Annotated in this window: 13 protein-coding genes; 12 read left to right on the top strand and 1 reads right to left on the bottom strand. The window is 29.8% G+C overall.

The window, feature by feature from the left end; all coding sequences use genetic code 11:
- Window positions 1-50 precede the first annotated feature (50 nt).
- Both AC2JAQ_RS12540 and holA read left to right on the top strand, forming a co-directional pair.
- Window positions 51-1,706 (top strand): ComEC/Rec2 family competence protein, encoded by a 1,656-nt coding sequence (locus tag AC2JAQ_RS12540; protein ID WP_488456745.1) that lies wholly within the window; start codon window positions 51-53, stop codon window positions 1,704-1,706.
- A 43-nt stretch (window positions 1,707-1,749) separates the two neighbouring features.
- Entirely contained in the window at window positions 1,750-2,796 is a 1,047-nt protein-coding gene (gene holA, locus AC2JAQ_RS12535; RefSeq protein WP_488456744.1) for a DNA polymerase III subunit delta, read from the top strand.
- A gap of 95 nt (window positions 2,797-2,891) precedes the next feature.
- On the opposite strand, the gene rpsT is transcribed toward holA, so the two are convergent.
- Window positions 2,892-3,155 carry a 30S ribosomal protein S20 gene (gene rpsT / locus AC2JAQ_RS12530; protein WP_003451389.1) on the bottom strand — a complete coding sequence of 88 codons (264 nt, stop codon included), beginning with the start codon at window positions 3,153-3,155 and terminating at the stop codon, window positions 2,892-2,894.
- 196 nt (window positions 3,156-3,351) lie between these two features.
- Here rpsT and gpr point away from each other — a divergent pair, with 196 nt between their 5' ends.
- From gpr to dnaJ, 10 genes are all read left to right on the top strand, one after another.
- Window positions 3,352-4,329, top strand: coding sequence for a GPR endopeptidase (gene gpr / locus AC2JAQ_RS12525; protein ID WP_488456743.1), 978 nt, complete (start codon window positions 3,352-3,354; stop codon window positions 4,327-4,329).
- 131 nt (window positions 4,330-4,460) lie between these two features.
- Window positions 4,461-5,546, top strand: a complete 1,086-nt coding sequence (locus AC2JAQ_RS12520; RefSeq protein WP_488456742.1) for a stage II sporulation protein P — start codon at window positions 4,461-4,463, stop codon at window positions 5,544-5,546.
- 54 nt (window positions 5,547-5,600) lie between these two features.
- Entirely contained in the window at window positions 5,601-5,963 is a 363-nt protein-coding gene (locus AC2JAQ_RS12515; protein WP_488456741.1) for a hypothetical protein, read from the top strand.
- A gap of 117 nt (window positions 5,964-6,080) precedes the next feature.
- On the top strand, window positions 6,081-7,883 hold the full coding sequence (gene lepA, locus AC2JAQ_RS12510; RefSeq protein ID WP_488456740.1) for a translation elongation factor 4: 1,803 nt from the start codon (window positions 6,081-6,083) through the stop codon (window positions 7,881-7,883).
- 253 nt (window positions 7,884-8,136) lie between these two features.
- Window positions 8,137-8,406 (top strand): hypothetical protein, encoded by a 270-nt coding sequence (locus tag AC2JAQ_RS12505; protein WP_488456739.1) that lies wholly within the window; start codon window positions 8,137-8,139, stop codon window positions 8,404-8,406.
- A 315-nt stretch (window positions 8,407-8,721) separates the two neighbouring features.
- A complete protein-coding gene (gene hemW / locus AC2JAQ_RS12500) occupies window positions 8,722-9,855 on the top strand; it encodes a radical SAM family heme chaperone HemW (protein WP_488456738.1) in 1,134 nt (377 codons plus the stop codon).
- A gap of 195 nt (window positions 9,856-10,050) precedes the next feature.
- Window positions 10,051-11,070: a heat-inducible transcriptional repressor HrcA gene (gene hrcA / locus AC2JAQ_RS12495; protein WP_488456737.1), complete on the top strand. Its 1,020-nt coding sequence runs from the start codon at window positions 10,051-10,053 to the stop codon at window positions 11,068-11,070.
- A gap of 30 nt (window positions 11,071-11,100) precedes the next feature.
- Window positions 11,101-11,727, top strand: a complete 627-nt coding sequence (gene grpE, locus AC2JAQ_RS12490; RefSeq protein ID WP_488456736.1) for a nucleotide exchange factor GrpE — start codon at window positions 11,101-11,103, stop codon at window positions 11,725-11,727.
- A 55-nt stretch (window positions 11,728-11,782) separates the two neighbouring features.
- The gene (gene dnaK / locus AC2JAQ_RS12485) at window positions 11,783-13,639 is read left to right on the top strand and encodes a molecular chaperone DnaK (RefSeq protein WP_488456735.1); all 1,857 of its coding nucleotides are present in this window, start codon (window positions 11,783-11,785) and stop codon (window positions 13,637-13,639) included.
- Window positions 13,640-13,752: 113 nt separating this feature from the next.
- Window positions 13,753-14,910 (top strand): molecular chaperone DnaJ, encoded by a 1,158-nt coding sequence (dnaJ, locus tag AC2JAQ_RS12480; RefSeq protein ID WP_488456734.1) that lies wholly within the window; start codon window positions 13,753-13,755, stop codon window positions 14,908-14,910.
- Window positions 14,911-14,950 lie beyond the last annotated feature (40 nt).

Here is a 14,950-nt window from a genome sequence, read left to right as displayed (position 1 = left end):
TGATTATAATTCTTATAAAAGGTCAATAATTTTTTCGAAGGAGAGATTCTATGAGAAAGTTTGAAAAGATTATTATAAATAGACCTTTAGGATTAATTTGTATTTTTGTTACTTTAGGAATTTTATCATACTACTTTAGTAGTTTTAATTTAATAGGTACAACTCTTTTAGTTGTACCTTTAATTTTTATATCATATTTTTTATTAGATTTAGATTATTTTAATATAGGTATGGTGTTTTTTCTTATAGGTATATTAAGTTGCACCATTTATTATGAACCGAACTTTCAAGAGGCCGTAGTACAAGAAATTAGAATAGTAGATATTAATGATAAGTTTATACTTGGAAAAATAGATGGAAGAATGGTTGAAATAAGAAATCAAAGTGAGTATGAACTTGAATATGGAGAAAAAATATATGGAGTTTGTAAATTTAAAAGAAATGTTAATTTAGAAAGAGGTTATGTTGGACAGGTTTTCCTAAAGAAAGTTATAAAGAGTGAAAAAGATTTAGTATATAAGATTAAAAATATACCAAAGAAATATTATGAAAAATTAAGTGAGTATTTTTCACCCTCAGAAAGTGCACTTTTAAATGCAATTTTATGGGGAGATAAAGAAAATTTAACTTATAATCAAAAAGATTTTTTATCTGATTTAGGAGTAATTCATTTAATATGTATATCTGGATTTCATATAGCCCTTTTGTTTTCAATAATATATAGTAAGTTGTCATTTAAGGTGGCGTTAGCTATTTGTTCTATTTATGTTATTTTAGTTGGGGCATCTAGTTCAGCTTTAAGAGCTCTTATTATGATAACTATATTAAGATCTTCTAAAAAAGTATTCAAAACCTATGATCCTATAAGTTCCATATCTTTAGGAGCAATAGTCTTAATGGTTTTTAGACCATATGACCTTTTTAGCATGGGATTTTTATTATCCTTTGGAGGAACCTTAGGTATAATATTATTTTATAAAAAACTATTAAATGGCTTTTATATGCTACCTCCAAAAATTAATGAGTATTTAAGTTTGGGGTTATCAGCTCAAGCTTTCATATATCCAATTTTGGTAATTGCTTTTGGCAAGTTCTCTATTAATTTTCTGATATCAACATTTCTAGTAACACCAATAATAGTATTAGTTTTACAAGTATTATTGTTTTCTATTTTAGTAGGAGAAAATTTTATTGGTATTATAGTATTTTTACTAAATATAATCTTTATGATTTTTAGAGGGATTTTGGTCTTTTTAGATAAGGTAATATGGGTTACTCCATATCTATCACCAGTTTTTGCAGTAGCATATATGATTATGTTTTTATCAATTTATATGAGTATTAAAGGATTCAAGAAATTTAGAATAGGAGTTTATTTGGTTATACCAATTCTTATTTTAGATATGCATGTATTAGGGACTAAGGTAAGAGTAGTTGAAGATAAATGGAATAAGGCTGTAGTTATAGAATCTGGATTTAGTAAAATTGCTTTAGTAAATAATGATAGTGATTATTTTAAAAAGTCAATCATGAAAAAAGAATATGTAAATGAGGTTATTCACTTAAAGGATGAGATCCATTTTGAGATTTCAAAAAAGTATTTTATTTCAATAGAAGATAATTTTAATAGTATAACTTTAATGCCAGAGAAAAGTGATTATGATATAATTGATTTGATTCAAAAGAAAAGTGCGTATATACTTTAACTTATGTAAATAAGTAGCTGGGATTTGAAAGGTTGATATTTTAATGATAGATTTAGACGGTTTATATGAAAATTTGAAAAAAGGAAAGATAGAAAAAAGTTATATATTAGTTGGATTAGATGAACTTTTAATCAAAGAAGGTATAGAAAATATCATTGATAATGTGTTAGATGAAGGATTTAAGGATTTAAACTTAATTAGATTGGATGGTAATAACCTTAATTTTGATGACTTCATGAATGCTTGTGAAACATTGCCTTTTATGAGTGATAGAAAAGTGGTAGTTTTAAATAGAACTAATATATTTAGGGATAAACAAGATAAAGAAACTGAAAAATTATATAAGCAATGTGTAGAATATTTTCAAAATACACCAGAACATTGTGTTTTAATAGCATATACAACTTTGAAAGATAAAAGGGATAGAGTTAATAGATTAAGCAAACTAAAAAAACTTGAGAAGAGTAGTTGTATAGTTTCTGTTGAAAAATTAAAAGGAGCAAAGCTACAACAAAAAGTAGGGAAAATTTTTCAAAGATATAATAAAAATATAGGTAAAATAGAATTAAAATATTTTTGTGATTCAGTAGAAAATAACTTTGATGTTATAGAAAGAGAAGTTGATAAAATAGTAAACTATGTAGGTAACAGAGAAATAACTAGAAAAGACATAGAGTTATTACTACCTCCTAGATATGAAGATGATATATTTGATTTAGTTGAGCTTATTTCAATTAAAAGGGCAAAGCAAGCTATAGATTTAATGGATGAATTAATAGGTAGAGGACAAGATCCTATATTTATATTAAGCCAGATTAGAGAGCAATTTCAAAAGTTACACAGAGTAAAAATAAGACTTTCTGAAAAGTATAGAATTGACGAGATAAAAAAAGATTTTTTAGAAGCTAGTAGAGTAAACTTACCTGACTTTGTAATAGAAAAATTTATTAATCAAAGCAAAAAGTTTTCAAATAAACAGCTTAATAAATGTATTAATTTATGTTTATATACAGAAAAGAAACTTAAGAGTAATTCTAATTTAAATAAAAAAACAGAACTAGAACTTATGATAGTAAGCACTGTAATATAAAAAATCCAGATTAGATAATTCTAATCTGGATTTTTTACTTAAAGAAATACTTCTAATAAAAGAAAATGGTGTTAGAAATTCTAACACCCATATAATTAAGCCATAGCGTTTAACTTAGCAGCTAATCTTGATTTCTTTCTAGCAGCCATGTTCTTATGAACTACTCCTTTAGAAGCAGACATATCTAAAGCTCTAGCAGCCTCAACGTATAAAGTTGCAGCTTCTGCTTTGTTGTTAGCTTCAACAGCTACTTCAAACTTCTTTATAGCAGTTTTAAGAGCTGACTTAATCATCTTATTTCTTAAAGTTTTCTTTTCAGTAACTTTTATTCTTTTCTTTGCTGATTTAATATTTGCCATTCTAGTTCACCCCCTTCAACTTTTATAGCGTATCTGCAGTTTTGGGGAATCTGCGTACGAGTTCGTTATTTAACAAAGGTAATTATAACATCATAAATATATAAGTTCAAGTCTTTTTTCGTGTTTATCGACATAATTATCATTTTTAAGGAAATTATATATAATATATCAATTTAAATTAAAAAGAGGTGGAAAAATGTATGATGTAAGAACCGATTTAGCTGTTGAAAGTCGCGAAATTTATAAGCATAGGTACAATAGAGAAATTGATGGAGTTATTTTTGAAGAGAAAACTGTAGATGATGATATTAAGGTTACAAATGTTGACATAATAAATAAGGAAGGTGCTGAGGCTATGGGAAAACCTATTGGAAGATATGTTACCATAGATATCCCTGAATATACTCATTATGATGGAGGAATAATGGATGAGGTATCTCATGTAGTGGCAAGTTCATTAGAAGAGTTGATTAATCTACCTGAGGATAGAACAGCACTAGTTGTTGGTCTTGGAAACTGGAATGTTACACCAGACGCAATAGGACCTAAGGTTGTAGGGAAACTTATGGTTACAAGACATTTAAAAAAGGTAATGCCAGAGGTTATAGATGATTCAGTAAGACCTGTATGTGCCATTGCTCCAGGAGTTTTGGGGATAACAGGTATTGAAACAGGAGAAATCATTAAATCATTAGTTGATAAAATAAAGCCAGATTTAGTAGTGTGTATTGATGCCTTAGCTTCAAGAAAACTTGAAAGAGTTGCAAGAACCATACAAATAAGCAATACTGGAATATCACCAGGAGCAGGAGTTGGAAATCATAGAATGCAAATTAACGAGGAAAGTTTAGGAGTTCCAGTTATTGCATTAGGGGTTCCAACAGTTGTAGATGCGGCGACCATTGCTAATGATGCTATGGATTTAGTTTTAGATGAAATGATAAAGCAGTCAGAGGAGGGAAAAGAATTTTATAATATATTAAATAATATAGATAAAAATGAAAAGGGTATTATGATAAAAAGTCTTTTAAATCCTTATGTTGGTGACTTAATGGTTACTCCGAAGGAGATAGATGATGTAATAGAATCAGTTTCAAAAATAATATCTAATGGAATAAATATAGCACTTCAACCCAATATGGTTTTAGAGGATATAAATAAATTTCTTAATTAAAAGAAATTAGGAGATTTTTGTTAGAAATTATGGATGATTTTGAAGAATAATAAATTAAATATTTACTGTTATAGAGTAACATAATATTTACCCTAATCTCATATAAATGAAAATATGAGGGAGGGGATAATGTGAGAGGTATTAATAAAAGAGAAATACCCATAGGAATGCTTGTTCTTTTGATCTTACTAATAATGTTTATGTTTAGATTTATGAAGATTGCAGCAAGTAAAGATATGAGAGAAAACTTGTCATATATACAGCTTTTGAATGCGGGTATGCCTATTGCCAAAGGAACATATTATGATGAGGATGCTTACTTAGAAAGTAATATTACGTTAAAAAGTTTAGCTCTTGAAACTTTGAATATAAAGCCTTTAGATCCTATTGAGTTAGTGATGAATGAAATACCTTACTTTGGAGTTGTAAATAAAATAGCTTCAATTGATAAAGTAGGGTATGCTTCGGCAGAGGACGTATCTTCCTTCGATTTAAATACTGAAAGCATAGATGAAGTATCGGAGGAAGAGGCAAAGAGTGGAGAAGAATTAGTAGCTAATAAAAATAGTGAAGTTTATGATGAAAGTTTAAAGAAGGAGCTTGATCAATCTAAGCCAGAGGTGCTTATTTATCATACACATAACTCAGAGGGATACAATGAAGAGAGAACTTCAAATAATGAAGCATACAACGTTGTTGGTGTAGGATCTTTAGTAGCAAAAGAGCTTGAAGAAAATTATGGAATATCAGTTATACATGATAAAACTAATCACTCAGCAGCTTATGAGCAATCTTATAATAAATCTGGAGAGACAGTAAAAAAATATGTAGATCAATATGATGAATTTAAAATGATAATAGATATACACAGAGATTCTGTAGGAGAACAAAATAAAAAGAATTTAACTGCTAATATAAATGGAGAAAGCGTGGCTAAAGTCATGTTTGTTACAACTAAGAATAGTAAATATTACAATGATGCAGAAAATCTAGCAAATAGATTTATAACTAGAGCTAATGAGCTTTTCCCAGATATTTTGAGAAGACAGGAAACCTATAAGTATAATAGGGGAAAAAATGCTTTTAACCAACAATATAATAAAAATTCAATGTTAATAGAGGTTGGAGCAGAAGTTAATACTGCGGAAGAGGCACAAGGCACAGCTAAATATATAGCTAGATTAATAGCAGAAGAATTAAACGGAAAAGATGAATAAAAATAAAGCTTTTTGAACATCCTTATAGATAGTAATCTGTGGGGGTGTTTTATTTTGAAAAGATTTATAACAATGGGAACACTTAGTATAATATTTTTTTCTATAATCTGTTGGGGAGTTATTGGTGTTAACATAGAAAATACAGAAGCTTTTAATAATCAAAATTATGAATTGAATGAACAGGTTGATTATGAAAGAATAAAGGAAGAAACAGGAATGGACTTAACTGTATTTAGTGAGGATAATAGTCCAATAAAAATATACGAAAATAAAGATGAATTTTATTTAGTTTTTAAAGAACACACTTTAAACTTAAATAAAGGGTTTGTAGGCAATATATTAATTGGAACTTTTAACTTAATTAATAATTTAATAAATAATATTAATCAATTTATAGAAAACAATATAATAATGTAAATCAAGTATATTGACAGTTTAATGGCACGTTGTGATATAATGTAACTTGACTTATTCTACAATGTGGGGGTGAAAACTGTTCAAGAGCTTTAAATAGTTTGGAGAGCAGGTTTAGATATGGATAAAAAGAAGTATATAAGAAACTTTTCAATCGTAGCGCATATAGATCATGGTAAATCAACATTAGCAGATAGACTTTTAGAGAAAACTGGTACATTAACTCAAAGAGAGATGGAACAGCAAGTACTAGATACTATGGAGCTAGAAAAAGAAAGAGGAATTACAATAAAGTCTCAGGCAGCAAGACTTATCTATAAGAGAGATAACGGAGAAGAATATATATTAAATCTTATAGATACTCCAGGTCACGTAGACTTTACATATGAGGTTTCAAGAAGTTTAGCAGCTTGTGAAGGTGCAATACTTGTTGTAGACGCAACTCAAGGAATACAAGCTCAAACTTTAGCAAACTGTTATTTAGCATTAGATAATGACTTAGAAATAGTTCCTGTTATAAATAAGGTTGACTTAGCTAGTGCTAGACCAGATGAAATAAAGCAAGAAATAGAAGATGTTATTGGAATAGAAGCAGAGGATGCACCACTTGTATCAGCTAAAACAGGATTAAATATAGAAGATGTTTTAGAAGAGATAGTAGAGAAGATTCCAGCACCAGAAGGTGATGAAAATGCGCCTCTTAAAGCTTTAATATTTGACTCATATTATGATAGTTACAAAGGTGTTGTATGCCATATAAGAGTTAAAGATGGTAAAGTTAAACCTGGAACAAAAATTAAATTAATGTCTACAGGTAAGGTGTATGAAGTAGTTGAGACTGGAGTATTTACACCGGCCTTAATGCCTTTAAAAGAAGGATTAAGTGCAGGTGAAGTTGGATATATAACAGCTTCAATCAAGAATGTTAGAGACGCCAGAGTAGGTGATACTGTAACTGAGGCAGCTAGACCAACAGAAGAGGCATTACCAGGATATAAGCCAGCTATACCAATGGTTTATTCAGGTATATATCCAGTTGATGGAGCTAAATACGAAGAGTTAAAAGAAGCTTTAGAAAAACTTCAAATAAATGATGCTGCATTATCATTTGAGCCAGAAACTTCAGTAGCTTTAGGTTTTGGTTTTAGATGTGGATTCTTAGGATTATTACATATGGAAATAATTCAAGAAAGAGTTGAAAGAGAATTTAACTTAGATATAATTACAACTGCACCATCAGTTATATACAAAGTAACTAAAACAAATGGAGAGTCATTTGATTTAACAAACCCAACAAATCTTCCTCCAATGACAGAGATAGCATATATGGAAGAACCTGTTGTTAAGGCTTCAATTATTACTCCAACTGATTACACAGGAGCTGTAATGGAATTATGCCAAGACAGAAGAGGTAAATTCATAGATATGCAATACTTAGAAGAAACAAGAGTTGTTATTCATTATGAAATACCACTAAATGAAATAGTATATGATTTCTTCGATACTCTTAAATCAAAAACAAGAGGATATGCTTCATTAGATTATGAATTAAAAGGATATGAGCAATCAAAACTTGTTAAGTTAGATATATTATTAAATGGAGATAACGTAGATGCTTTATCTATGATAGTTCCAGAGGTTAAGGCTTACCAAAGAGGTAGAGCTATAGCTGAAAAACTTAAGGAAATTATCCCAAGACACATGTTTGAAGTTCCAATTCAAGCAGCTGTAGGTTCAAAAATCATAGCTAGAGAAACAGTTAAAGCTATGAGAAAAGACGTATTAGCTAAGTGTTATGGTGGAGATATTTCAAGAAAGAAAAAACTTCTTGAAAAGCAAAAAGAAGGTAAGAAGAGAATGAGACAATTAGGAACAGTTGAAGTTCCACAAGAAGCGTTTATGTCAGTTTTAAAAGTTGACTAATTAGCTTTTAAATATTATCAAAAAGGTAGTGTTTGATACTATTAAGTATCTACATTACCTTTTTATGTTTAGAGAGAGATTCTTATTATATATATAATTTTAAGAAATTAGTATAAGTAACATTAATTTTATGATGTGTTTTAGTAAGAAATTCGTAAAATAAATATTTTTTTATTTAGTCATTAAAGAGAAATCCCTTCAATATATTTATAGTAAATTAATAAAACTTATGTAGAGAAGGGGAGTTGTTCTTATGTTACAAGCAAATAAGAGAGATGTTAGAGTTAAGTGTAGAAAATTTAGAAATGCTGGAAAAGCAACTGGTGTTATAAATAGAAAAAATGGAGAAAATATTTCAATAAGCCTTAAGATTTCTGATTTAGATAAGTTTTTAGCTAAATATGGAGACCATAGTAATATTGATATAAATTTAGAAGGTGAAACAATAAAAACTTCTATTATAGAAGTTCAAAGAGATTTATTAATTCATAATGCTATAAACATAAATTTAAGAGAAATATAAAAATAAGTTTAAATATATTTTAAGTATTGGACTTATTTATATAAATATTGGTTTTCAGCTTAAAATGTAGTTTAAATTAAAAATTAAATTGAGTTTATTTCGATGTTTTAAGAAGCTTATGAACAAAATTTAAAATAAGTAATTTTGTATTATGAACGTATCATATAAAAGTCATGGGTTTATTCACTCGTGACTTTTTTTGTTGTAATATGAAAGTAGACTAGAGAACTTATATATTAATTAAATTGAAAACAAAATAATAATAGAGACTTTAACTTAAGTTTCTTTATTATTTTAAGATGGAGGTAATTAACCATGGATAAAGTTTCTTTATATATACACATTCCTTTTTGTGCACAAAAATGTCTTTATTGTGATTTTCCTTCTTTTGCAAGAAAAGATCACTTAAGAAGAGAGTATATAGATGAATTAAACAAGGAAATAATAAATTTTAGAGAAGAACACAATAATTTAGAGATAAGTACTATATTTATTGGGGGAGGAACACCAAGTGTTCTTGAAGCAAATGAGTTACAAACTTTATTAAGTGAAATAGCAAAACTTAATTTATCAAATAATGTTGAATTTTCTATGGAATGTAATCCTGGTAATTTAACAGAAGAAAAGCTAAAGGTCATGAAAAAATATGGAGTTAATAGAATTAGTATGGGACTTCAAGCAAAGCAAGATAATCTTTTAAAAGGATTAGGAAGGATACATAACTATGAAACTTTTAAAGAAAATTTTCTTTTAGCTAAAAAAGTAGGATTTGACAACATAAATGTTGATTTAATGTTTGGCTTACCAAATCAAAAAGTAAATGAATGGGAAGATACTTTAAGAGAAATAATATCTTTAGAACCAGCACACATATCAGCGTATAGTTTAATTATAGAAGAAGGAACTGCTTTTTATAATCTTTATGAAAATGATAAGTTAAAGCTTCCAAGTGAAGAAGAGGAGAGAAAAATGTATCATTTAGCAAAAACTATTTTAGAGGAAAACGGATTTAAACAATATGAAATTTCCAATTATGCTAAAAAGGGAATGGAGTGTAGACATAACTTAGCTTATTGGAATATGGATAATTGGATTGGTTTAGGGTCAGCAGCAGCTTCTTATGTTAATGGCAAGAGAATTAAAAATCTAAGTAGTGTGGAAGAATATATAAAAGCAATGAATGAAGAGGGAGAGGCTATAGAAGAAGCAATAATTAATTCTAAAAATGATGATATGGAAGAATTTATGTTTATGGGTCTTAGAAAGATTAATGGAATAAAGGAAAACGAATTTGAAAAGAGATTTAATATGAATATAAATGATGTTTATGGAGAAATAATAAGTAAGTATGAGGAGGAAAAGCTCTTAATAAGAGATTCAGGAATGATTTATCTTAGTGAAAAGGGGGTAGAACTTTCCAATATAATAATGGCTGATTTCTTACTTTAATAATTTTGAAGTTTATAGAGTGAATAAAAGAAAATGAAAGAAAACTAAAGATAATAAAGGATAATTATTATTAAATCAATAATTTTGATGTGAAATGATAAAAAATGGAATTGACAAAAAACTTGGTAGGTAATATATTAATAGTGTACTAGTTAGCACTCGATAAGAGTGAGTGCTAATAAAGAGGTGAGATTAGTGATAGATGATAGAAAGCTTCAAATATTAAGGGCTATAATTCAAGACTATATATCTACTGGAGAGCCTGTTGGTTCAAGAACTATCGCTAAAAAATATAATCTTGGAGTAAGTTCAGCTACTATAAGAAATGAGATGGCTGACTTAGAGGAAATGGGATTTTTAGAACAGCCTCATACTTCGGCAGGAAGAATTCCATCAAGCAGAGGATATAGATTATATGTTGATAGAATGGTTGAATTCGAAAGATTATCTTCTGAAGAGGAATTGCTTATTAGAAATTCAATAATAGATGGTACCTTGTACGAAGTTGATAAGATAATCAAACAAACTAGTGCTCTTCTATCGGAACTTACTAAAATGACTTGTATAGTTAAGGCACCATCAGTACATAAGAGCTTTGTAAAATCAATTCAACTTTTAAAGGTTGATGATTTAAGTATATTATGTGTTTTAGTAACTGATAATGGTGTCATAAGAAATACAGTTATAAAAGTAAAAAATGTTCCTTTATCTGAAGAACTTATTAAAATTAGTAAGATAATAACTGAAAGGCTTAAAAACCTTACTATTGAGCAAATAAACCTAGAGGTTATAAGCAATCTCAATAAAGCTTTAGAAGGATATGAAGATATAGTCAATGCAGTTTTACCAGCTCTTTATGAGAGCTTGAAAGACGATGGATCATCTGAGGTATTCTTAGAGGGAACAATCAATATATTCAATTATCCTGAATATAATAATATTCACAAAGCAAAAGAGATTTTAGAGCTTTTACATGATAAAAAATGTGTTTCAGAACTTATAAGTGATAGTGATGATATGACTATAAAAATAGGGGATGAAATATTTGTACCAGAAGCAAAAGAATGTTCTATAATATCAGCTGGATATCATGTAGGAGATAAGTCCTTAGGTACTATAGCTTTAATAGGTCCTAGAAGAATAAATTATTCTAAAGTATTATCAATCATGACTGAGGTTATGAAAGAATTAAATGAAACTTTAAGGAACAAGTAAAGAAAAAAAGAGAAGAGGTGTAGCTACTTTATGGAGGATAATAAGGAATTTGACGAAAAGTTAAAAGAAGATATCCAAAAAGAATTTGATAATGAAACTAAAGATGAAAATCCTAGTATAGATGAAGAAGTAGAAGAAGTTTCAGAAGATGTTAAGGCTGACGAAAAAGTTATTGAGTTTGAAGAATTAAAGGCTTTAAAGGAAGAAAATAATATGTTTAAGAATAAAACTAAAAAGTTAGAAAATGAATTAGAGGCCTTAAAAGATAGATTATTAAGAATTTCTGCAGAATATGAAAACTACAGAAAAAGAACAGATAAAGAAAAAGAAAGAATATATACTGATGCTTGTGAAGATGTTTTAATAAAAATGCTTCCAGTATTAGATAATTTAGAAAGAGCATTAGCTGTAGATGGCTCAGTTGAAGATCTTAAAAAGGGTGTTGAAATGACAGTAAGACAATTTGAAGATGCATTAGATAAACTTCAAGTTGAAGAAATATCTACAGAAAATGGTTTTGATCCAGAATTACATCAAGCAATGATGGTTGTGGAGCAAGAAGGTTCAGAGCCAAATCAAGTAGCTCAAGTATTCCAAAAAGGATACAAGAGAGGGGATAAGGTTATCAGACATTCAATGGTAACTGTAACTAAATAATTTAATTTGCATTTAACAGATTTAAATATAGATATTGTTAGAGGAGGAATTAACAATGAGTAAAATAATCGGTATAGATTTAGGAACAACAAATTCATGCGTAGCTGTTATGGAAGGTGGAGAACCAGTAGTTATCACTAACTCAGAAGGTGCTAGAACAACTCCATCAGTAGTTTCATTCCAAGCAAATGGAGAAAGATTAGTAGGTCAAGTTGCTAAAAGACAAGCAATAACAAATCCTGATAAAACAATAATGTCAATAAAAAGACATATGGGAACTGACTACAAAGTTAACATAGATGGAAAAGATTATACACCACAAGAAATATCAGCAATGATACTTCAAAAATTAAAAGCAGATGCAGAAGCTTACTTAGGAGAAAAAGTAACAGAAGCTGTTATAACAGTTCCAGCTTACTTTAACGATGCTGAAAGACAAGCAACTAAAGATGCTGGTAGAATAGCTGGTTTAGACGTTAAGAGAATAATCAACGAGCCAACAGCTGCATCATTAGCTTATGGATTAGATAAAATGGATAGTGCTCACAAAATATTAGTATATGACCTAGGTGGTGGTACTTTCGACGTATCTATCTTAGACTTAGGAGATGGAGTATTTGAAGTTGTATCAACAAACGGAGATGCTAGATTAGGTGGAGATGATTTCGACCAAAGAATTATAGATTATATCGCTGAAGACTTTAAAGCTCAAAATGGAATTGATTTAAGACAAGATAAAATGGCTCTTCAAAGATTAAAAGAAGCAGCTGAAAAAGCTAAAATTGAGTTATCATCATCAACTCAAACATTAATCAACTTACCATTCATCACTGCTGATGCAACTGGTCCAAAACATATAGATATGACATTAACTAGAGCTAAATTCAATGAATTAACTCATGACTTAGTTGAAAGAACAATAAATATAATGAAAGAAGCTTTAAAATCAGGTAATGTCTCATTAAATGATATAGATAAAGTAATCTTAGTTGGTGGATCAACAAGAATACCAGCAGTTCAAGAGGCTGTTAAAAACTTCACTGGAAAAGAACCTTCAAAAGGAGTTAACCCAGATGAGTGTGTAGCAATGGGTGCTGCTATCCAAGCTGGTGTATTAACTGGTGATGTTAAAGATGTATTATTACTAGATGTTACTCCATTAACATTAGGAATCGAAACTTTAGGAGGAGTTGCAACTCCATTAATCGAAAGAAATACAACTATCCCTGCAAGAAAGAGTCAAATATTCTCAACTGCAGCAGATAACCAAACTTCAGTTGAAATTCACGTAGTACAAGGTGAAAGACAAATGGCAGCTGATAACAAAACTTTAGGTAGATTTACTCTATCAGGAATTGCTCCAGCTCCAAGAGGAATCCCTCAAATAGAAGTTGCTTTCGATATAGATGCTAACGGTATAGTTAAAGTTTCAGCAACTGATAAAGCTACTGGAAAAGAAGCTAATATTACAATCACAGCTTCAACTAACTTAAGCGATGCTGAAATAGATAAGGCTGTAAAAGAAGCTGAACAATTCGCTGAAGAAGATAAAAAGAGAAAAGAAGCTATAGAAGTTAAAAACACTGCTGAGCAAACTGTTTACCAAACAGAAAAAACTTTAAATGAACTTGGGGATAAAGTTTCAGCTGAAGAAAAATCAGAAATAGAAGCTAAAATCGAAGAAGTTAAAAAAGTTAAAGATGGTGACGATATAGAAGCTATCAAAAAAGCTATGGAAGATTTAACTCAAGCATTCTACAAAGTATCAGAAAAATTATACCAACAAAATGGTGGAGCACAAGGTCAAGGATTTGATCCAAACAACATGGGTGGAGCTAATGCTGGAGCAGGTGCTACAAACAACGATGACAATGTTGTAGATGCTGACTTCGAAGTTCAAGATGATAAATAATAATTAAAACTATCATAAGACTTAAAGCTTTGATATAATATAAAAAGAATTAATAGAGGGAAGGCTCAATAGTCTTCCCTTTTTATAAGTAAATTTATAGGTGGTGAATAACTGTGGCTAAAAGAGATTATTATGAAGTGCTTGGTCTTCAAAAGGGTGCTTCAGATGATGAAATAAAGAGAGCTTTTAGAAAAATGGCTATGAAATATCACCCGGATAGAAATCCTGGAGATAAGGAAGCAGAAGAAAATTTTAAAGAAGTAAATGAAGCTTACGATGTATTAAAAGACCCTGATAAAAAAGCTAGATATGATCAATTTGGTCATGCAGGTGTTGACGGAAGCGCTGGATTCGGTGGCGGCGGATTTGATGCTGGCGGATTCGACTTCTCAGAAATGGGTGGCTTTGGAGATATATTTGAATCATTCTTTGGTGGCGGATTCGGTGGTGGCGGATCAGCTAGGAGAAGAAATGCTCCACAAAGAGGTGCTGATTTAGAATATAGATTAAATATAACTTTTGAAGAAGCTGTATTTGGATGCGAAAAAGAAATATCAATAACTAGAACTGAAAACTGTGAAACTTGCCATGGTACAGGAGCTAAACCAGGAACATCTCCTAAGACTTGTCCAAAATGTAGTGGTTCTGGACAAATAAGGGTTCAAAGACAAACTCCATTAGGAAGCTTTGTTTCTACAACAACTTGTGACCAATGTGGTGGAACAGGTAAAATAATTGAAGATCCATGTCCAGATTGTAAGGGAAAAGGAACTGTTAGAAAAAATAGAAAGATAACAGTTAAGATACCAGCAGGAGTAGATACTGGAAACATAATACCTTTAAGAGGACAAGGTGAACAAGGAGCTAATAATGGACCTTCAGGAGATTTATATATAAGAGTAAATGTTTCTCCTTCTAAGATATTTAGAAGAGAAGGCTCTGATATTTACTATGATTACAAAATAAGCATGGCTAAGGCTGCGTTAGGAGCAGAAATAACTGTTCCAACTGTAGATGGAAATGTTAAATATAAAGTTCCAGCAGGTACTCAACCTGGAACTAAGTTTAGATTAAAAGGAAAAGGTGTTCCTCATGTTAATGGTGGTGGAAGAGGAAATCAATACGTTCATATGGTAGTAGAGGTTCCAAAACACTTAAATAAAGAACAAGAGGAAGCTTTAAAAGAATTCATGAGAGCTTCAGGAGAGTCAGTTGAGGGAACTGAAGATAAAGAGGATGGATTTTTCTCAAAATTTAAAAAGAAAAAATAGATAGATTTTTAAGCACTCTAGCTAAGCTAGGGTGTTTTTT

The organism is Clostridium sp. LIBA-8553, assembly GCF_057782465.1.
Note: the sequence above shows the minus strand (reverse complement) of the source record. Positions and strands in the feature narration are given on the sequence as shown.